The following is an 18,383-nucleotide window of genomic DNA, read 5'->3' as shown; positions in this document are numbered from 1 at the left end:
TCACGATGTTCCTCCTGCGGACGACTGGGCTGGTGCGAAAGCACCGGCCCTTTTTTTATGCCAGGTCCGCCTTCACGAAATCGGCGCAGCGCTCGCCGATCATAATGCTCGGCGCATTGGTGTTGCCGCCGATCAGGCGCGGCATGATCGAGGCATCCGCGACGTACAGACCCTCGACCCCGCGCACGCGCAGCTGCGGATCGCACACTGCGTCCGCATCCGATCCCATCCGCGCCGTACCGACCGGGTGGTAGATGGTGTCGGCACGCGCGCGGATCAGCCGCTCCAGCGTCGCATCATCGTCAAACGGGTAGCGGTCCTTGCCCCCGAACGCGGCGAGCGGCTCCTGCTCAAGAATGCGGTACATCATGTGCGTGCCCTTCATAAGCAGCTCAAGATCGCGCGGGTCGGACAGGAATTGCGGATCGATCAGCGGCGCGGCGCGCGGATCGGCGGACTTCAGCCGCACCGTCCCCCGGCTTTCGGGGCGCAGGACACACGCGTGGCAGCTAAAGCCATGCGCCTTCACCTTCGCCCGCCCATGATCCTCGACGATCGCGATCAGGAAATGGAGCTGGATATCGGGCACCTCCAGCGCCGGATCGCTCTTCAGGAACGCGCCGCCTTCGGCATAGGGCGACGTCATCATGCCCGTCCGGCTGCGGAACCAGCGCCACATGCCGCCCAGCCCGTCCAGCGATCCGCGCAGCGAACGGCCCAGGAACTGCGTCCCCGGCGCCTCGAATGCCGCGACATAATCGAGATGGTCCTGAAGGTTGCCGCCCACTTCCGGTCGGTCGATGCGGACCTGAAGCCCCATTTCCTTGAGATGCGCGGCCGGGCCGATGCCCGATAGCATCAGCGTCTGTGGCGTGCCGAATACGCCGCCCGCCATCACGACGGCGCGGCGGGCGCGGATCATTTTCGTCTGTCCGCCGCGCGAATAGGCGACGCCCCACACGCGGCCCTCCTCGAACAGCACGCGCTCGACCGTCGCGTCGCAGATGATGTTGAGGTTGGCGCGTTCCCTCAGATAGCCGCGCGCGGCGGTCCAGCGCTCGCCATCCTTCTGCGTCACCTGATAGACGCCAATCCCCTCCTGTCGCGCGCCGTTGAAATCGGCATTGCGCGGGATCTGCAGCGCTGCTCCCGCCTCGACGAAGGCGCGGGTGCCGGGGTGAACGAAGCTCTGGTCGCTGACATGAAGCGGGCCGTCGCCGCCGTGGAAATCGTCCGCGCCGTGTTCGTTGGTCTCGCTGCGCTTGAACACGGGCAGGACATCGTCCCAGCCCCAGCCCGGGCAACCGAGCCGCGTCCAATTGTCATAGTCCCACGGCACCCCGCGAAGGTAGAGCATCGCGTTGATCGCGCTCGACCCGCCAAGCCCGCGCCCGCGCGGCTGGTATCCGCGACGGCCGTCAAGGCCGGGCTGCGGCACCGTTTCGTAGGCATAGTTGGTCGCGGGCGTCTGCATCGCGATGCCGCCGGGCATCAATGTGCGGAAGCTGGTGTTGCGCCCCCCGGCCTCGAGCACGGCGACGGTGTATTTGCCGTCCTCGCTCAGCCGACCTGCTGCGGCGCTCCCCCCGGATCCGGCTCCGATGACGACGATATCTGCTTCGTCCACGCTTTCCCCGCCTTTTCCCGCGCCTCCCAGCGCGCCTTGATCGTCTCGGATGTATCGCGACTGCCGTCATGGCTCCAGCCGGGCGGCGCGATCATGTACATGAGGCGCGCGTGCCAGTTCGGGGCAGCCCACACGTCCTGTGCGATCCCCCACCATTCGTGGAAGGCGGCGCGGACCAGATTATAGTCGGGCAGGTTCTTGACGATGCCATAGCGCGGGCGGTCGTCATCGCGCTCCGCCTCGAACGTCCCGAACATGCGGTCCCAGATGATGAACACCCCGGCATAATTGGTGTCGAGATAGCGCGGGTTGGTCGCGTGATGGACGCGGTGATGCGACGGCGTGTTCATTACCGCCTCGAACCAGCGCGGCATCCGCCCGATCACCTCGGTATGAATCCAGAATTGATAGACGAGGTTCAGCCCCGCGACGAAGAAGATCATCGCCGGCGGAAAGCCGATCAGGAACAGCGGCAGGCGGAAGAGGAAGCCAAGGCTGAAGAACCCGGTCCAGGTCTGCCGCAGCGCGGTCGACAGGTTATAATGCTGGCTGCTGTGATGGATGACATGGCTCGCCCAGAACCAGCGGACGCGGTGTGCGGAGCGGTGGAAGACATAATAGGCCAGATCATCGAGCACGAAGGCGAGGACGAACCAGTACCACGCATAGCCGATGTCGAAGAGGCGGAACTGGTGCACCCACACCGCCATGCCGAATACCAGCCCGGCGGCCAGTACTCCGGCAATGGTGCTACCAAACCCGAGCATCAGCGAGGTCAGCGTGTCGCGTGGGCAATAGCGGCTGCTATCCTTGAGTCGCGCGACGACCATCTCCGCCAGCACCAGCACGACGAAGGCCGGGACGGCTAGATCGACCGGGTCCGGCAGGTTGGGCATCTACTCTCCTTACACGCGTGTAAATAAGCGCGTCGGAGAGGGCTTGGCAATGGGTTGGTCAGGTGAGCGTTTCGGTAAAAGCCCGCGCAGCGTCGGCATCGGCGACGGTGATGCGGAACATCATCGCGGGCTGAAGCTCCAGCGTGATCTTTGTGCCGTCCGCCGCGGGGTGCGCCATCACGACGCGCGCGTGCTTGTACCGCGTCGCCCGGTGACGCGCGCCGAGCGGTTCGATCACCACCAGATCGCTTGGCCCGCCCACAACCGCAGCGCGTTCGCCATCGGTTGCGATGATGCCGACCTTGCCCTCGAACCCGGACACCAGCGCTTCGGCGAGTTTGATCGCGTCGTCCCCGGTCTCAAGCCGCTGTGCGCCACCCAGACCGAGCAGCCGTGCGATACCACCCAGCGCCAGCACTGCGGCGAGCGACCCGGCGGCGAGCCACCAGTTCATGACGTCACGCCTTGCCCGACAAGGCGTCGAGCATCGGGCGCAGGCCGCTGATGTCGTAGCCGGCCTGTGCCGCCTTGCCGATCAGCGTTTCGGGATCGCCGCCGCGGCTCGCCTCGGCCAGCGCCCAGAGGTTGGTCGAGCGCGTGCCCGACCGGCAATAGGCGAAGACCGGGCCATCGGCCCCCTCGATCGCGGCGCGCATCGCCTCGACCTGCGGCATCGAGAAGCCGGCATGGGTGACGGGGATGGCGTGATAGGACAGGCCCAGCGTCTGCGCGACTGCGCGGATCGCATCGCCTTCGGGCTGGCCGGGCTCTTCCTCGTCCGGGCGGTTGTTGACGATTGCCTTGAAGCCCGCGCGCGCCAGTTCGGTCACGTCGGCCGGCGTAATCTGGGCGGAGACGGAGATGGTCTCGTCGATCGTGCGCATTCAGTCGGCCTCGCGGATCACGTTCAGGAAGGCATCGCCATAATCCGCCAGCTTGCGCGCGCCAATGCCCGGAATGCGCGAGAGGTCGGCGAGGGTGGCAGGACGCGCCGCCGCCATCTCGCGCAGCACCGAATCATGGAAGATGACATAGGGCGGTACCGCGCCGGCCTGCGCCAGCGTCCGGCGCTTGTCGCGCAGGGCCTCGAACAGCGGATCGCCGACCGGGTTGGGCACGCCGCCGCTGCCTCCGCCCTTGCGCCGCCGTTCGCGCTTGGGCTGGAGGACGAGGTCGAGCGTCGCCTCACCCTTCAGGATCGGGCGTGCGCCGGGGCCGAACTCCAGCCCGCCATGCGGATTGGTGCGCAGCGCGTCGCGCAGCTGCAGCGCGCGCCCGACCGGCTTGATCAGCGCCGCCTCATCCCCTTCGATGATCCCCCAGACCGACAGCGCCTCATGCCCGTTCATCAGGCTGCGTTCGCTCGACTGGCCGGTCAGCACCTGCTCGATATAGGTCGCGCCAAAGCTCTGGCCGGTGCGGAACACGGCGGAGAGGTATTTCTGCGCGGTCACGCTGGCGTCGATCGCCTTGGGCGCTTCGAGGCAATTGTCGCAATTGCCGCAGGTCGCGGGCGGCTCCTCGCCGAAATGGCGCAGCAGGATCGCGCGGCGGCATCCGGCGGTCTCGACCAGCGCGCCCAAAGCATTGAGCCGCGCGCGCTCGCCCGGTTGGCGCTCGGGCTCGACCTCGGCCATCCGCTGGCGCGCGCGGGCGAAATCATCGGCGCCCCAATACAGCTGGGCGAGCGCGGGGTCGCCATCGCGGCCCGCGCGACCGGTCTCCTGATAATAGGCCTCGATCGATTTGGGCAGGCCGGCATGGACGACGAAGCGGACATCGGGCTTGTCGATCCCCATGCCGAACGCGACCGTGGCGACGATCACCATATCCTCGCTCGACACGAACGCGGCCTGGTTGCGGCGGCGCACTGCCGGGTCGAGCCCGGCGTGATAGGGCAGGGTCGGGCGCCCGGTCGCGGCGAGTTTTTCCGCCAGCTGCTCCACCGCCTTGCGCGTCTGGGCATAGACGATGCCGGGGCCGGACTGGGCGGCGATGAAGTCGGCGACCTGGCGCGGCACATTGTCGCGCGGGGCGATCTGGTAACGGATATTGGGCCGGTCGAACCCGGCGACGATCAACCCGTCCTCGGCGATGCCGAGCTGGTTGAGGATGTCGGCGCGGGTGTGCTCGTCAGCGGTGGCGGTCAGCGCGAGCCGGGGGACGTCGGGAAACGCGTCCATCAACGGGCGCAGCAGGCGATAATCGGGGCGGAAATCGTGGCCCCATTCGCTGACGCAATGCGCCTCGTCGATCGCGAACAAGGCGAGCGGGGCGGAGCGGAGCAGGTCGCGGAAGCTGCTGTTCGACGCACGCTCCGGCGCGACATAAAGCAGGTCGAGGTCGCCGTTGCGGAAGCGCTCGATCGTTTCGGCGCGGTTCTCGTCGACGCTGGTCAGCGTCGCGGCACGGATGCCTACCGCCTCGGCTGCACGCAGCTGGTCGTGCATCAGCGCGATTAGCGGCGAGATCACGACGCAGGTGCCGTCCATCATCGTCGCGGGCAGCTGATAGGTCAGCGACTTGCCCGCGCCGGTCGGCATCACCGCAAGCGTGCGCTGTCCCGCGAGCACGCGATCGACCACTTGCCGCTGGACGCCGCGAAAGTCTGGAAAGCCGAAGGTCGTGTGTAAAACGTCGCGCGGGTCACTCATGCGGCGGGGATATAGCCAGTCTCCACAAGGAATGCGCGCAGTCCGGCGGGATAATCGGGATATTCGATCAACTGACCCTCGGGGCAGATGCCGTCCTCGTCGCGATCGACCTTGCAGCGGTCGGGCCAGGCGGCAGGGTCCTTGCGATATTCGGCAAGGATCACCGGCCAGACCGCGTCGAGCGTGCCGAGCCGCGCGGCGGCGGCGGCCCAGGCGGCGCAGGCACCATTGGGATAGTCCTCGCCGATGCACGCCCTGCGCGCACTCGCGGCGGCCTTCCCGAAGATTTTCGCGTAGCCGGGGTTCGCCGACACATCGCGGACGGTGCCGTCGACGACGTTCAGTACCTTGGGCGGCGCGACGCTCGCGGCATAGCTTTCAAAGGCATAGAGAAAGCGATCGTCGCTCACCACGAAATCGCGCGTCCCGTCGCCGTCCACGTCCCGCGGCCAGCCGATCTCGGCCCCGTCATAGCCGCCCAACTCGGCAACCTTGAGCGTATCGCCCGCCGGGGTGGCGACACGCATCCGCTGGCAGCAGTGCATCCCACCGGTATAGTCCTGGAAGAATGCGACGACCGGGCCGTCCTTGCTGAGGCGCCCGAGCATCAGGATGTTCTGCATCGGCGATCCATCGAGCTTGACGCTCGACCCGTCCGCGCGGGTAATCGTCAGCACCGGTTCGACATCGCCGTCCTCGCACTCCTCGCCCAGCGGCGCGCACTGGACGCGGTCGAACACGGCGGTGAGGTCGCCCAGGCGATAGACCTTTCGACCCTCGCCCATCGTCCATTCGATACGCTGGCCATCGCGCACCGGCTTTCCGGGACAGGCGGCAGCACCAAGCATCAGGGCCGCCGCGATCAGGCTGAACAGGCGTAGCGTCAAGCGATTGTCCTCCGTCCCCGGATCGCTACCATTCACCCGGATGCACGGCAATCAGGAGGCGGGTGATGGATTCTGACGCGATTCACGACAATGTGGAGCGGCACCAGTTCGAACTGACGGTGGACGGCCATCTCGCGCGCGCCGAATATGAGATCGCTGGCGACGTCATCACCTTCACCCACACGATCGTCCCGCCTGCGCTCGAAGGGCGTGGGATCGCCAGCCGACTGATCCGCCATGGCCTGTCCGAAGCACGGGCGCGGAGCCTCAGCGTCGTGCCGCAATGCCCGTTCGTCGCCGCCTATATCCGCAAGCATCCCGAATGGGCGGACCTGCTGGTCGAACCGCTGGACTAAACCGGGCAGGGCTCGCCACGGTTCAGGACGTGGGAGCACAATTGCGCCTGCGCGCTGTCATCCGCATCGAGCGCGGCGACCGCGACCCAGCCCTCGCTGCGCCAATGCGCCGCGGTGTTCGCGTCGGTGCCGAACGGCAGGAACAGCCGCCGCCGCTCCGCCGGGGCCAGCCCCGCGTCGAGCAGCGGATCGGCATAGAGCGAGAAGCCGACCGCCGGTTCCTCACCCTGAGCGCCGAGCACCGAATAGCTGCCGCCACGCCCGATCTCACCGCGCACGCCGCGCGCGAACAGCGAGAAGCCGATCCAGCTTTGATACTCGAACCCATGCCGCTCGGTCGGGTCAAGCGTCAGTGCGGCCTTGCCCGCCACAGCCTGTGCGACCGCCTCGAGCCCGTCGAGCCGGCTGGTCAGCGCACCGCCGGTATCGTGTGCGCGCAGCCGGGCGATCGCCGCCTCGAACGGCCCCGCCGCCTCGATCAGGGGGAGAAAGGCCGGGTCGATTGCAGCCACCGCCGCTGCGTCCTTGGCGTCGAGCGCCGCGCGCAGCGCGGTCAGCTGCTCGGCGGCCATGGTCGGTGCGAGCTGCTCGACCAGATCGGGCAAGGTGAAGTCGATCGCGAGGCCAGGAACGCCCGCTGCTTCAAGCGCCGCGACCGCCACGGTCACGATCTCGCGCACCGCTTCGATACTGTCGCGCCCGATCAGTTCGCAGCCGATCTGGCGCATCGCGCGCTCGGGCCGCAGCTCGCTCGCGCGCAGCTTGAGCACGTGGCCGGCATAGGACAGGCGGACGGGACGCGGGTGGTGCGCCATGCGCGTCGCGGCAATGCGACCGACCTGGGCGGTAATGTCGGGACGAATCGCCAGCGTGCGGCGTGACACAGGATCGGTGAAGCGCACCGCATCCTTGCCGCTCGCGGCCTTCAATCGCTGGCCGAGCGACTCCTCGAACTCGGCAAGCGGGGGATCGACACGCTCATAGCCATGCAACCGCGCGACATCGAGCACGCGCGATTCGAGCGTGGCCGCCGCATCGGCAAGCGGGGGCAGGCGGTCGTGGAATCCTTCGGGAAGTAGTCCGTTCATTTTCTTAGCCCTCTCCCCTCTGGGGAGAGGGTTGGGAGAGGGGCAGTGCGGCAAGTGCCGCCGCAATGGCGTGCGCCACCCCGTCCAGATTGCTGCCCACCTCGAAATTCGTGAACCGGATCACGCGATACCCCTGATGTTCAAGCCACGCTGTGCGACGTGCGTCCTTGCGCTCGCACAAAGCGTGGGTGTCGCCGTCAATCTCGACGATCAGTTTTCGAGATCGCGCGACGAAATCGGCGATATAGGGCGCGATCACGACTTGGCGAGCGAATTTGACGCTCTCGAACCGTTTGGCACGCAGGATGGACCACATGGCGGCCTCGGTCGGCGTGGGATTCTGGCGCATTGCCTTGGCACGCGCGAGCAGCGTTTCATCGACCTTGGGCATTGCCTGACTGCCCCTCTCGCCTTTCCCGCCTGCCCCTCTCCCAACCCTCTCCCCGGAGGGGAGAGGGCTATAGAAGTCAGAACTTGAGCGCCATGGCAGTCTTGACGCCCGGCAGCGCGCGGACGCGGGCGATCAGTTCCGGCGTCACCGCTTCGTCGACCGACAGCAGCAGCACCGCTTCGCCACCGGCATCGCGGCGGCCAAGGTGGAAGGTGCCGATGTTGACGCCAGCATCGCCCAGCGCGGTACCGATGCGGCCGATAAAGCCCGGCGCGTCTTCGTTGACGACGTAGAGCATGTTACCGGCGAGGTCGGCCTCGATCTTGATCCCGAACAGCTCGACCAGCCGCGGCTCGCGGTTGTTGAACAGCGTGCCCGCAACCGAGCGCTCGCCCGAGTCGGTCTTGACCGCGACGCGGATCAGCGTGTGGTAATCGCCTTCCTTCTCGGTCTTGACCTCACGCACCTCGATCCCGCGCTCCTTGGCGAGGAAGGGGGCGTTGACCATGTTGACCGTGTCGGTCTGGGTGCGCAGGAACCCGGCCAGCACCGCGCTGACGATCGGCTTCTGATTGACCTCGGTCGCCGCGCCCTCGCTGTGCACCGATACGCGCGGGATGGTGCCGGTGGTGAGCTGGCCGACCAGGCTGCCCAGCTTTTCGGCGAGCGCCATGTACGGCTTCACGCGCGGCGCTTCCTCGGCGGTCAGGCTGGGGACGTTGAGCGCGTTGGTGACGCCCCCATTGACGAGGTAATCGGCCATCTGCTCGGCGACCTGGATCGCGACATTGACCTGCGCTTCGCTGGTCGATGCGCCCAGATGCGGGGTGGCGACGAAGTTCGGGGTGCCGAACAGGTCATGTTCCTTGGCCGGTTCGGTCACGAATACGTCGAGTGCTGCGCCCGCGATATGGCCGCTGTCGAGCAGTTCCTTGACCGCCGCTTCATCGACCAGCCCACCGCGCGCGCAGTTGATGATGCGCACGCCCTTCTTGGTCTTGAGCAGATTGTCGCGGCTCAGGATGTTGCGCGTCTGGTCGGTCAGCGGCGTGTGCAGCGTGATAAAATCGGCGCGGGCGAGCAGGCCATCTAGCTCGACCTTTTCGACGCCCAGCTCGACCGCGCGTTCGGGCGAGAGGAACGGGTCGAACGCGATCACCTTCATCTTCAGGCCCAGCGCGCGGTCCGCGACGATCGACCCGATATTCCCCGCGCCGATCAGGCCGAGCGTCTTGCCGGTCACTTCGACGCCCATGAAGCCGTTCTTCGGCCACAGGCCCGCCTGGGTCTGGGCATTGGCTTCGGGCAGCTGGCGCGCGAGTGCGAACATCAGTGCGATGGCATGTTCGGCGGTGGTGATCGAATTGCCGAACGGGGTGTTCATCACCACTACGCCCTTCGAGGACGCATAGGGGATGTCGACATTGTCGACGCCGATGCCGGCGCGGCCGATGACCTTCAGATTGGTCGCGGCGTCGATGATTTCCTTGGTCGCCTTGGTCGAGCTGCGGATGGCGAGGCCGTCATACTGACCGATGATCGCCTTCAGCTCTTCCGGCGTCTTGCCGGTAATCTCGTCCACCTCGACCCCGCGCTCGCGAAAGATCTGGGCGGCCTTGGGGTCCATTTTGTCGCTGATGAGTACCTTGGGCATTGGGATGTCCTTCTTAGCCCCCTCTCCCCTCCGGGGAGAGGGCTGGGGAGAGGGGCAGTGTGTCCTGATCGGGAACGTCGGAGCGGGAGCCTCGCGTTAAGGCCCCTCTCCCAACCCTCTCCCCGGAGGGGAGAGGGCTTTGGTGGTCAGCCTGCCTTTGCGGTCGCGTAGGCCCAGTCGAGCCACGGGCCGAGCGCTTCGATATCGGCGGTGTCCACCGTCGCGCCGCACCAGATGCGCAGCCCGGCGGGGGCGTCGCGGTATCCGGCGATGTCATAGGCGGCGTCCTCGGCCTCGAGCAGCGACGCAAACTTCTTGATGAAGGCTTCGTCGGCGCCATCGACCGTCAGGCACACGCTGGTGGTCGAGCGGATCGCTTCGTCCGCAGCCAGATTGCCCAGCCAGTCGCGTTCCGCGACCAGCTTTTGCAGCGCGGCGGCATTGGCGTTGCTGCGCGCGATCAGCCCGTCCAGCCCGCCCAGACCCTTGGCCCATTCGAGCGCGAAGATCGCGTCCTCGACCGCCAGCATGCTCGGCGTGTTGATCGTCTCGCCCTTGAACACGCCCTCGGCCAGCTTGCCCTTGGCCATCAGGCGGAACACCTTGGGCAGCGGCCAGGCGGGGGTGTGGCTTTCGAGCCGTTCGACGGCGCGCGGGCCGAGGATCAGGACGCCATGGCCGCCTTCACCGCCCAGAACCTTCTGCCAGCTGAAGGTCGCGACATCGATCTTGTCCCACGGCAGGTCGTAGGCGAACACCGCGCTGGTCGAATCGGCGAAGGTCAGGCCTTCGCGGTCGTCGGGGATCCAGTCGCCATTCGGCACGCGCACGCCGCTGGTGGTGCCGTTCCAGGTGAACAGCACGTCGGTCGACCAGTCGATCGCGGTCAGGTCGGGCAGCTGGCCATAGTCAGCGCGGACGATCGTCGGATCGAGCTTGAGCTGCTTGACGGCATCGGTGACCCAACCTTCACCGAAGCTCTCCCAGGCGAGCGTGGTGACGCCGCGCGCGCCGAGCATGGTCCACATCGCCATTTCGAACGCGCCGGTGTCGGAACCGGGGACGATGCCGATACGGTGCGTGTCGGGCAGGCGCAGCATCTCCCGCATCAGGTCGATGCAGTACTGAAGGCGGGTCTTGCCGAGCTTCGAGCGGTGCGAGCGTCCAAGGACCTCGGTCGCGAGCTTCGATGCGTCCCAGCCCGGAGGCTTGGCGCAGGGACCCGAAGAGAAATGGGGGCGTGCCGGCCGGGTGGCGGGCTTGGCAGTGGACGCAGTTGTGGCGTCGGGGGTCGTCAAATCAGTCATGTCAGTCTCTCCTCGCAGAGAGCACGCGCGGCGTTGGGACCGCGTGGCCCGTCGGCGGCCCTAACGATTTGGCGGGCGCTGTCAATCGATCTGCGACGCATGCCGGCCGGAGCGTTTGACACGAAAGGGCGAGGGATCCATCATCGCCGGATGTTCAGGCCGGTCCTCTTTCAGCGATGCCGCGTTCACGCGGGCCAATCGGCGGCGCGCGTCTAGCCCGGGCCTTTCATCCGGCGAACGCCTGTCAGGTCCGGGATTTCCACCCAGTTCAATTCAATGGTGCGTGCAGCGATTCGATTGCGCGCGCGCCTGTTCCGAGACCGAAAGGCCCGACATGAGTCCCGATTCCCCTCTCGTCGCAACCGCGCAGCCACCCCTTCATGTCATCGACACCGAATATGACCGGATCGCCGATCTGGCGATGCGTGTCAGCGCATCCGAGCCGGTGCTGGCCCAGCGCCTGATGGAAGAACTCGACCGCGCCGACGTGCACGCGGCGGGCGATTTGCCCCCGGGAGTGGTCACATTGAACGCACAGGTCGATTTCGTCGACGAAGGCAGCGGATCGCGCCGATCGGTGCGGTTGGTACTCCCTGCCGAGGCAGACGTGGTGGCGGGCAAGGTTTCGATCCTGACGCCGGTCGGTGCGGGATTGATCGGCATGTCCGAGGGTGCCGCAATCCTGTGGCCGGATCGCGAGGGCCAGCCGCGCACGCTGCGCATTGTCCGCGTAGTCCCGGCAGAAACATGACGGCGGACCCGCGAACGCGTCGGTTCACCGAGTCGGGATGGGTCAGATAAGCACAGGTTAACCGCAATGAGTTAGAGGGGTCGCATGGTCATGCGTACCCTCCTGACCCTGTCCTTGCCGCTCTTGCTCGCCGGATGTCTGTTCGGCGGGGACAATGACCGTGCACCGCCGCGCGCACCTGTGCGGCCCGATCCGCGCGGGCCGGTGACGCTCGACCTGCCGACCAGCCGTGACACGCAGCAATGCTATGCCGATTTGTCGCGTGCGCAGGTGCGGTTCAGTCCGTTGCCCGATCGCGATTATGGCGGCGGGTGTCAGGTAATCGGCGCGGTGCAGCTGATCGATGTTGGGATTCCGGTGTCGGGCCTCAAGGCGATGCGCTGCCCGCTTGCGCGCAATTTCATCGCATGGATGCGCCACGCCGCAGTCCCCGCCGCACGCGAAATCCTGGGCGGTGAGCTGGTGCGGGTCGAGACCTATGGCACCTATGCCTGTCGCGGCATTGTCGGCGGCAGCGCGGCTTCGGCGGGGCGGGTGTCCGAACATGGTCTGGGTAATGCGGTGGATGTCGCGGCCTTTGTCCTGCGCGACGGCCGCAAGATCAGCGTGCTGGGCGACTGGAGCGGCGGGACGGCGGAGGAGCGCGAATTCCTGCGGGTGGTCCACAAATCGGCCTGTCGCCGCTTCACCACGGTGCTCGGACCGGAGTATAACAGCGCCCACGCCAACCACTTCCATTTCGACATGGGCGGCAAGTCGTTCTGCCGGTGACGCTCGCCACTTTGCCTCGGCACCGAAACCCGCTACTCCCGCGCCAATGACAGACAAGAAAGTGCCGTCGCGCGTCTTTGCCCGCGCGAGCCAGGATGCGGAGACCGCGCGGACCGCCGTCTCCACCCCCCAGACCGAACACCCGGCCTACCGCCTCGCCTTTCAGGACATGGAGTTCCTGTTGCGCGAGGATTTGCGCCCGGTGCGTTTCCAGCTGGAGCTGCTCAAGCCCAGCGTGTTGATGGACGAGGCGAAGATCGCGTCGCTGTTCGTCATCTATGGCTCGGCGCGGATCCCCGAACCGGTCAAGGCGCAGGCGTTGCTCGACCTTGCCACCGACGACCAGTCGCGCCGGATTGCCGAGCGGCTGATCGAGAAATCGAAATATTATGACGTGGCGCGCGAGCTGGCTGGGCTCGCCAGCTGTTACCCGGTTGACGAGAATGGCGACCGGCATTTCGTCGTCACCTCGGGCGGCGGGCCGTCGATCATGGAGGCGGCGAATCGCGGCGCCACCGAAAAGGGCTGCGAATCGGTCGGCCTCAACATCGTGCTGCCGCATGAGCAGGCGCCGAACGAATATGTGACCCCGTCGCTCAGCTTCCAGTTTCACTATTTCGCGCTGCGCAAGATGCACTTCCTGCTCCGCGCGCGCGCGGTGGCGGTGTTCCCGGGCGGGTTCGGCACGTTCGACGAATCGTTCGAGCTGCTGACGCTGATCCAGACCGGCAAGATCGCGCCGATCCCGGTGCTGTTCTACGGCAAGGACTTCTGGACCCGCGTCGTCAATTTCGAGGCGCTGGTGGAGGAGGGCGTGATCAGCCCGCGCGACCTTGGCCTGTTCCACTTCTGCGAGACGGCCGAAGAGGGCTGGGCGATCGTCCAGAAATTCTGGGAAGAGCGCGAGCGCTGAGCATTATCCTCCCCCTGGCGGGGGAGGATTGGGCAAGGCGGACAGCCCTCCGCTGAAACGAAAAGGGCGGCCCGTCGCGGCCGCCCTTTTTGCATTCCGATCTGCGATTGCAGGACCGGAGTTATTCCTTCTTCGCGGCTTCCGCAGCGGCGGCCGGATCGACCGACGGCGCGCCCGATGCCGGGGTACCGGCATTGCCCATCTCGGTCGAGGTAATCGCATTGTCGGTCGCCGCTTCCTCACCCTCGGCCGGAGCCGCTTCGGGTGCGGGGAGCGGCAGGTTCGAGCCCTGCGCGTTCATATAGGCGATGACGTTGGCGCGCTCCTGCGGGTCCGACAGGCCGGCAAAGGTCATCTTGGTGCCTGCGGCATATTTACGCGGGCTCGCGAGCCATGCGTCCATCCCCGCAAAGTCCCAATTGCCCGGAACCGCCTTCAGCGCATCCGAATAGGCGAATCCGGCGACATGGCCATGCGGCTTGCCCAGCGAGTCCCACAGATTCGGGCCGACGCCGTTTCCGCCGCCCTGCGTGATCGAATGGCATGCCGAGCATTTGGCGAACGATGCCTGCCCCTTGGCGACATCGGCCTTGGCCAGACGGTTCGCGATCGGCTCGACCGCTGCGGCACCGCCGTCACCCTCGGCGCCGTCGGCGCTCTCGACCGGATAGCCTTCCTTTTCGGGCTTTCCGCCATGATAGATCATGCCGCTGGCGATCGACAGGCCGAGCGCCGAGGCACAGCCGAACAGGACCCAGCCTGCGATCGTGTTCATGCGATTGTCCATGTGCGCCCGTTCTGCCCCGTGTTGATCTTGGCCGGGTTCTTTAGTCGGGCCTTTTGTTTGCCGCAACCCGGGCTTGCCGCAAGTTGCTCCGCCGGTTACGCGCACGCGCCGATGGACAATTTCGCAGCCCCCGCCCGCCCGATCGTCGAACGGATGACTCAGGCCGCTCTGGCCGAGCCCAAGCGCGCGGTCGCGTTTCAGGGCGCGCCGGGCGCAAATTCGCATATGGCGGCGCTCGAAGCCTTCCCGACCGGGCTGCCCTTGCCCTGTTTCAGCTTTGAGGATGCGATCGACGCGGTGCGCGACGGGCGCGCCGATTGCGCGATGATCCCGATCGAAAATTCGCTGCACGGCCGCGTCGCCGACATTCATTTCCTGCTGCCCGAATCGGGGCTGGTGATCATCGGCGAGCATTTCCTGCCGATCCGTTATGCGCTGATGGGGCTGGGCGCGCGTGCCGGGGTACGTCAGGCGATGAGCCATCCGCAGGCGCTGGGCCAGTGCCGCCACTGGCTCAAGGCTCAGGGGATCGCGCCGCTCTCATACCCCGACACTGCCGGTGCTGCGGCAGTCGTGGCGGAGGCCGGCGATCCGCAGGTCGCCGCGCTCGCCCCGCCGGGGGCTGCGCCGCTCTATGGCCTGACGGTGTTCGACAGCGACGTTGCCGACGCGGACCATAACATGACCCGATTCGTGATGCTTGCGCGCAGCGCGCCGCCGTTGCGCGACCATGGGCCGTACATGACCACCTTCGTATTCGAGGTGAAGAACATCCCCGCGGCGCTGTACAAGGCGCTGGGCGGCTTTGCGACCAATGGCGTCAATATGACCAAGCTCGAAAGCTACCAGCGCGGCGGCAGCTTTGCGGCGACGGAGTTTTACTGTGATATCGTCGGTCGCCCGGGCGATGCGCCGGTCGACCGCGCGCTGGAGGAACTCAAGTTCCACACCAAATCGATGCGGGTGCTCGGCACCTATCCTCAGGCGCGCGCGCGACCGGAGTGATTACCGCTCGCGAGTCGCCATGAACTTCACCTTGGAGTAGCGGTCGGCGATATAGCTGACTTCCCACGCCGATTTGGCGAGGAAGACCGGATTGCCGTCGCGGTCCTTGGCCATCGCGGTGCGGTTGAGGTCCATGAACTCCTTCACATCGCCCGCCTCGCCACCGACCCAGCGCGCGGTGTCAAACGGCGCGGGTTCGAGCACCGCGCCGACCTTGTACTCGGCATCGAGGCGGCTGAGCAGCACCTCAAGCTGAAGCTGCCCGACCACGCCGATGATCCAGTTCGACCCGATTTCGGGATAGAACACCTGGATCACGCCCTCCTCGGACAGGTCGTCCAGCGCCTTGCGCAGCTGCTTGGTCTTGGTCGGATCCTTGAGCACCACGCGGCGCAGGATTTCAGGCGCGAAATTGGGCAGGCCGGTAAAGCGCACCCCGGCCTTTTCACTCAGCGTGTCGCCGACGCGCAACGTGCCGTGGTTGGGGATGCCGATGATGTCGCCCGGAAACGCCTCGTCGGCCAGCTCGCGCTGCTGGGCGAAGAACATGATCGGCGAATGGATCGCGATCGGTTTGCCATGGCCGCTGGGCGTCAGCTTCATGCCGCGTTTGAACGTGCCGGACACCAGCCGCATGAACGCGATGCGATCGCGATGGTTGGGGTCCATGTTCGCCTGCACCTTGAACACGAATCCGGTGACTTCGGGATAGTCGGGTGCCACCGCCGCAGGTTCAGCGGGCAGGGCATGCGGCGGCGGCGCGTGCAGGGCGAGCGCGTCGATCAGCGAATCGACCCCGAATTCCTTGAGCGCCGACCCGAAATAGACCGGGGTCAGGTCGCCATTGCGATAGGCGTCGCCGTCGAAGGTCGCATAGCCGGCGAGGCCGAGCTCCGCCTCTTCGCGGACCTTGGCCAGCGTCTGCGCCGAGATCAGCGAATCGAGCTGCGGATCATCGAGGCCGCTGGTCTGGACGACCTTGCCCTGGAATTCACGGCTGTCGCCCTCGGGCAGCAGCAGGCGATGGTCGACCAGGTCGTAAATCCCCTCAAACTGCCCGCCCATCCCGACCGGCCACGTCATCGGCGCGACGTCGAGCGCGAGCAGGTCGGCGATCTCGTCGAGAATCTCGAACATCTCGCGGCCTTCGCGATCGACCTTGTTGACGAAGGTGATGATCGGCACGTTGCGCAACCGGCACACTTCAAACAGCTTGCGCGTCTGGCTTTCGATGCCCTTGGCGGCGTCGATCACCATCACGGCGGAATCGACCGCGGTCAGCGTGCGATAGGTGTCTTCCGAAAAGTCTTCGTGGCCCGGCGTGTCGAGCAGGTTGAAGGTGATGCCGTCACGCTCGAACGTCATCACCGAGCTGGTGACGGAGATGCCGCGCTGCTGCTCGATCTTCATCCAGTCCGATCGCGCGCGCCGCGCCTGGCCACGTGCCTTGACCTCGCCCGCCAAATGGATCGCGCCGCCGAACAGCAGCAGCTTTTCGGTCAGCGTGGTCTTGCCGGCGTCGGGGTGGGAGATGATCGCGAAGGTACGGCGATCCGGAGTCGAATTTTCGGGCATCGCGGCCCTCTAGCGGCAAGTGCGCGGCGAATCCAACTCTACCCCGCGATCCAGCTGACGCGCATGGCAAAGCGGCGCGATTGGCCGGGCGGGATCGCGATGACGCCGGGCTTGTCGCGGAAGTCGCCGGTGAAGCCGGCGGGGTCGGCATGCCCCTGCCATGGCTCGACGCACACGAACGCCGCGCCCGGCTTGGTCCAGATGGCGAGTGTCGGCAGGCCGTCGAACGCGATGTCGAGCTGCGGCCCGGTGATTCCGCCGTAGCGGACCGAACGGCTTGCAGGCGCCATCCAGATCAGCGCGTCGTCCGCGAACAGATCGTCGGCGAGGTGCAGCGTCCGCCCGTCAAGCGGGCTGGCGCGTTCGCCGGTGCCGATCAGACCGCCGTCGAGCGCGGCCATCGTGCCCCGCTCATCCTGCGCGAAGACGATGCGGTGATCCTCCCGCGCGCCGCCGCCGGGCAGTGGCCAGGCAAAGGCGGGGTGGAAGCCGAAGCTCGCGGGAAGCACGGTTGCGGCGTCGGGGTTGGTGACCTCGATCTCGGTAACCAGCGTCGCGCCCTCAAGGCGATAGGTCGCGCGCAATTCGAACGCGAAGGGATAGGCCGCGCGGCTCTGCACATCGTCGCGCAGGGCGAAGGTCGCGTGGGTCTCGCTCGAGTCGGTCACGGCGAACATCCGCCGCCGCGCAAAGCCATGCTGCGTCATCGCATAGTCGCGCCCATCGACGCGCAGCGTGTCGTCGTTCAGTCGCCCGACGATCGGGAACAACAGCGGCGCATGCCCGGTCCAATAGGCCGGGTCGGCATCGGTCATCAGCTGGCGGCCGTGCGGATCGCACAGGCTGACGAGCTCGGCACCGAGCGGGTCGATCCGCGCGGTGAGCGTGCCGTTGCCGATCGCGATCATCTCAGCGCTCGCGGTGAACGGCGAAACCGGCGAAATCCTGATTGACCGGCATCAGCTCCAGCCGGTTGATGTTGAGATGCGGCGGCAGCGTCGCGACCCACAGCAGCGTTTCGGCGATGTCGTCCGGCGTCATCGGGTTCACCCCGGCGTACAGGCGGTCCGATGCATCCTTGTCGCCGCCGGTGCGCACGGTCATGAACTCGGTCTCGACCATCCCTGGCTCGATCGAGGTGACGCGCACCCCGGTGCCGTGGAGATCGGCGCGCAGGGCGAGGCTGAAATGGTTCACGAACGCCTTGGTGCCCGCATAGACATTGCCTGCGGGGTAGACATAGCTGCCAGCGACCGAGCCGAGATTGATGATCGCGCCCTTCCGTTCGATCAGCATCGGCAGCAGCTTGTGCGTGATCGACATCATCGCGGTGACGTTGGTGTCGACCATCGTCTTCCAGCTATCGAGATTCGCGTCCTGCGCCTTCTCCAGCCCGCGCGCGAGCCCGGCATTGTTGATCAGCAGGTCGATGCTGGCGAAGGGTTCGGGCAACGACGCGAGCGCCGCATCGCGCGCGGCCTCGTCGCGAATGTCGAATTCCAGCGTGTGGACGGTGTCGCTTTTGAGCGCCGCCAGCCGGTCTGCACGCCGTCCGGTGGCGACGACATGCCAGCCCGACTCGGCAAAGGCATGCACCGCCGCTTCGCCGATCCCTGCAGTCGCGCCGGTAATGAGTACGGTGGGCATGGGTTTACTTCCTTGCTTGTCACCCCGGCCTTGTGCCGGGGTCCACCGGGCCGCACGCGCGCGACCCTATCGGT

At 66.6% G+C, this 18,383-nt stretch carries 19 protein-coding genes; 5 read left to right on the top strand and 14 right to left on the bottom strand.

Annotated features, from left to right (window positions below):
• Positions 1-55: 55 nt before the first annotated feature.
• Genes VGN66_RS01425 through VGN66_RS01400 form a run of 6 tightly spaced genes read right to left on the bottom strand, consistent with a single transcriptional unit; the run spans position 56 to position 6,064 of the window.
• On the bottom strand, positions 56-1,627 hold the full coding sequence (locus VGN66_RS01425) for a GMC family oxidoreductase (protein WP_327517076.1): 1,572 nt from the start codon (positions 1,625-1,627) through the stop codon (positions 56-58).
• Positions 1,561-2,523 carry a sterol desaturase family protein gene (locus tag VGN66_RS01420; RefSeq protein WP_327517075.1) on the bottom strand — a complete coding sequence of 321 codons (963 nt, stop codon included), beginning with the start codon at positions 2,521-2,523 and terminating at the stop codon, positions 1,561-1,563. Before VGN66_RS01420 ends, VGN66_RS01425 begins: the two co-directional genes overlap by 67 nt.
• Before the next feature lie 58 nt (positions 2,524-2,581).
• A complete protein-coding gene (locus VGN66_RS01415) occupies positions 2,582-2,977 on the bottom strand; it encodes a hypothetical protein (protein ID WP_327517074.1) in 396 nt (131 codons plus the stop codon).
• A 4-nt stretch (positions 2,978-2,981) separates the two neighbouring features.
• Positions 2,982-3,407: a TIGR01244 family sulfur transferase gene (locus VGN66_RS01410; protein ID WP_327517073.1), complete on the bottom strand. Its 426-nt coding sequence runs from the start codon at positions 3,405-3,407 to the stop codon at positions 2,982-2,984.
• Positions 3,408-5,177, bottom strand: coding sequence for a DNA helicase RecQ (gene recQ, locus VGN66_RS01405; protein ID WP_327517072.1), 1,770 nt, complete (start codon positions 5,175-5,177; stop codon positions 3,408-3,410).
• Positions 5,174-6,064 (bottom strand): hypothetical protein, encoded by an 891-nt coding sequence (locus tag VGN66_RS01400; protein ID WP_327517071.1) that lies wholly within the window; start codon positions 6,062-6,064, stop codon positions 5,174-5,176. The genes recQ and VGN66_RS01400 overlap by 4 nt, the downstream gene beginning before the upstream one ends.
• A 65-nt stretch (positions 6,065-6,129) precedes the next feature.
• Between VGN66_RS01400 and VGN66_RS01395 the strand changes: the two genes are divergently transcribed.
• Entirely contained in the window at positions 6,130-6,420 is a 291-nt protein-coding gene (locus VGN66_RS01395) for a GNAT family N-acetyltransferase (RefSeq protein WP_327517070.1), read from the top strand.
• Here the strand turns inward: VGN66_RS01395 and VGN66_RS01390 are convergent.
• The 4 genes from VGN66_RS01390 to VGN66_RS01375 form a co-directional block, all read right to left on the bottom strand.
• Positions 6,417-7,508 carry an ATP phosphoribosyltransferase regulatory subunit gene (locus VGN66_RS01390; RefSeq protein WP_327517069.1) on the bottom strand — a complete coding sequence of 364 codons (1,092 nt, stop codon included), beginning with the start codon at positions 7,506-7,508 and terminating at the stop codon, positions 6,417-6,419. The two genes, VGN66_RS01395 and VGN66_RS01390, sit on opposite strands and share 4 nt — an antisense overlap.
• Before the next feature lie 4 nt (positions 7,509-7,512).
• Positions 7,513-7,899 carry an endonuclease domain-containing protein gene (locus VGN66_RS01385; RefSeq protein ID WP_327517068.1) on the bottom strand — a complete coding sequence of 129 codons (387 nt, stop codon included), beginning with the start codon at positions 7,897-7,899 and terminating at the stop codon, positions 7,513-7,515.
• Positions 7,900-7,975: 76 nt separating this feature from the next.
• The gene (serA, locus tag VGN66_RS01380) at positions 7,976-9,553 is read right to left on the bottom strand and encodes a phosphoglycerate dehydrogenase (protein ID WP_327517067.1); all 1,578 of its coding nucleotides are present in this window, start codon (positions 9,551-9,553) and stop codon (positions 7,976-7,978) included.
• 146 nt (positions 9,554-9,699) lie between these two features.
• Entirely contained in the window at positions 9,700-10,860 is a 1,161-nt protein-coding gene (locus tag VGN66_RS01375; protein ID WP_327517066.1) for a phosphoserine transaminase, read from the bottom strand.
• Between the two features lie 334 nt (positions 10,861-11,194).
• On the opposite strand from VGN66_RS01375, the gene rnk reads away from it, so the two are divergent.
• The 3 genes from rnk (at position 11,195) to VGN66_RS01360 (ending at position 13,295) form a co-directional block, all read left to right on the top strand.
• Entirely contained in the window at positions 11,195-11,611 is a 417-nt protein-coding gene (gene rnk, locus VGN66_RS01370) for a nucleoside diphosphate kinase regulator (RefSeq protein ID WP_327517065.1), read from the top strand.
• 90 nt (positions 11,612-11,701) lie between these two features.
• Positions 11,702-12,382 (top strand): extensin family protein, encoded by a 681-nt coding sequence (locus tag VGN66_RS01365; RefSeq protein ID WP_327517064.1) that lies wholly within the window; start codon positions 11,702-11,704, stop codon positions 12,380-12,382.
• Between the two features lie 46 nt (positions 12,383-12,428).
• Positions 12,429-13,295, top strand: coding sequence for an LOG family protein (locus VGN66_RS01360; protein WP_327517063.1), 867 nt, complete (start codon positions 12,429-12,431; stop codon positions 13,293-13,295).
• 121 nt (positions 13,296-13,416) lie between these two features.
• Here the strand turns inward: VGN66_RS01360 and VGN66_RS01355 are convergent, their stop codons facing one another.
• Positions 13,417-14,082: a cytochrome c family protein gene (locus VGN66_RS01355; RefSeq protein WP_327517062.1), complete on the bottom strand. Its 666-nt coding sequence runs from the start codon at positions 14,080-14,082 to the stop codon at positions 13,417-13,419.
• A gap of 111 nt (positions 14,083-14,193) precedes the next feature.
• Between VGN66_RS01355 and VGN66_RS01350 the strand changes: the two genes are divergently transcribed.
• The gene (locus VGN66_RS01350) at positions 14,194-15,087 is read left to right on the top strand and encodes a prephenate dehydratase (RefSeq protein WP_327517061.1); all 894 of its coding nucleotides are present in this window, start codon (positions 14,194-14,196) and stop codon (positions 15,085-15,087) included.
• Here the strand turns inward: VGN66_RS01350 and VGN66_RS01345 are convergent, their stop codons facing one another.
• The 3 genes from VGN66_RS01345 to VGN66_RS01335 are packed head-to-tail and all read right to left on the bottom strand — an operon-like array spanning position 15,088 to position 18,309.
• Positions 15,088-16,662 carry a peptide chain release factor 3 gene (locus tag VGN66_RS01345; protein WP_327517060.1) on the bottom strand — a complete coding sequence of 525 codons (1,575 nt, stop codon included), beginning with the start codon at positions 16,660-16,662 and terminating at the stop codon, positions 15,088-15,090.
• A gap of 38 nt (positions 16,663-16,700) precedes the next feature.
• Positions 16,701-17,570, bottom strand: a complete 870-nt coding sequence (locus tag VGN66_RS01340; protein ID WP_327517059.1) for an aldose 1-epimerase family protein — start codon at positions 17,568-17,570, stop codon at positions 16,701-16,703.
• Between the two features lies 1 nt (position 17,571).
• Positions 17,572-18,309, bottom strand: a complete 738-nt coding sequence (locus VGN66_RS01335) for an SDR family NAD(P)-dependent oxidoreductase (RefSeq protein WP_327517058.1) — start codon at positions 18,307-18,309, stop codon at positions 17,572-17,574.
• Between the last annotated feature and the right edge of the window lie 74 nt (positions 18,310-18,383).

This window comes from Sphingomonas sp. (genome assembly GCF_035998645.1).
Taxonomy (GTDB): domain Bacteria; phylum Pseudomonadota; class Alphaproteobacteria; order Sphingomonadales; family Sphingomonadaceae; genus Sphingomonas.
Note: the sequence above shows the minus strand (reverse complement) of the source record. Positions and strands in the feature narration are given on the sequence as shown.

Coding starts and splice junctions, on each gene's coding strand:
- VGN66_RS01420 (WP_327517075.1), bottom strand. CDS start 2,523: ATGCCCAACCTGCCGGACCCGGTCGATCTAGCCGTCCCGGCCTTCGTC.
- VGN66_RS01415 (WP_327517074.1), bottom strand. CDS start 2,977: ATGAACTGGTGGCTCGCCGCCGGGTCGCTCGCCGCAGTGCTGGCGCTG.
- VGN66_RS01410 (WP_327517073.1), bottom strand. CDS start 3,407: ATGCGCACGATCGACGAGACCATCTCCGTCTCCGCCCAGATTACGCCG.
- recQ (WP_327517072.1), bottom strand. CDS start 5,177: ATGAGTGACCCGCGCGACGTTTTACACACGACCTTCGGCTTTCCAGAC.
- VGN66_RS01395 (WP_327517070.1), top strand. CDS start 6,130: ATGGATTCTGACGCGATTCACGACAATGTGGAGCGGCACCAGTTCGAA.
- VGN66_RS01390 (WP_327517069.1), bottom strand. CDS start 7,508: ATGAACGGACTACTTCCCGAAGGATTCCACGACCGCCTGCCCCCGCTT.
- VGN66_RS01385 (WP_327517068.1), bottom strand. CDS start 7,899: ATGCCCAAGGTCGATGAAACGCTGCTCGCGCGTGCCAAGGCAATGCGC.
- serA (WP_327517067.1), bottom strand. CDS start 9,553: ATGCCCAAGGTACTCATCAGCGACAAAATGGACCCCAAGGCCGCCCAG.
- VGN66_RS01375 (WP_327517066.1), bottom strand. CDS start 10,860: ATGACTGATTTGACGACCCCCGACGCCACAACTGCGTCCACTGCCAAG.
- rnk (WP_327517065.1), top strand. CDS start 11,195: ATGAGTCCCGATTCCCCTCTCGTCGCAACCGCGCAGCCACCCCTTCAT.
- VGN66_RS01365 (WP_327517064.1), top strand. CDS start 11,702: ATGCGTACCCTCCTGACCCTGTCCTTGCCGCTCTTGCTCGCCGGATGT.
- VGN66_RS01360 (WP_327517063.1), top strand. CDS start 12,429: ATGACAGACAAGAAAGTGCCGTCGCGCGTCTTTGCCCGCGCGAGCCAG.
- VGN66_RS01355 (WP_327517062.1), bottom strand. CDS start 14,082: ATGGACAATCGCATGAACACGATCGCAGGCTGGGTCCTGTTCGGCTGT.
- VGN66_RS01350 (WP_327517061.1), top strand. CDS start 14,194: ATGGACAATTTCGCAGCCCCCGCCCGCCCGATCGTCGAACGGATGACT.
- VGN66_RS01345 (WP_327517060.1), bottom strand. CDS start 16,662: ATGCCCGAAAATTCGACTCCGGATCGCCGTACCTTCGCGATCATCTCC.
- VGN66_RS01340 (WP_327517059.1), bottom strand. CDS start 17,570: ATGATCGCGATCGGCAACGGCACGCTCACCGCGCGGATCGACCCGCTC.
- VGN66_RS01335 (WP_327517058.1), bottom strand. CDS start 18,309: ATGCCCACCGTACTCATTACCGGCGCGACTGCAGGGATCGGCGAAGCG.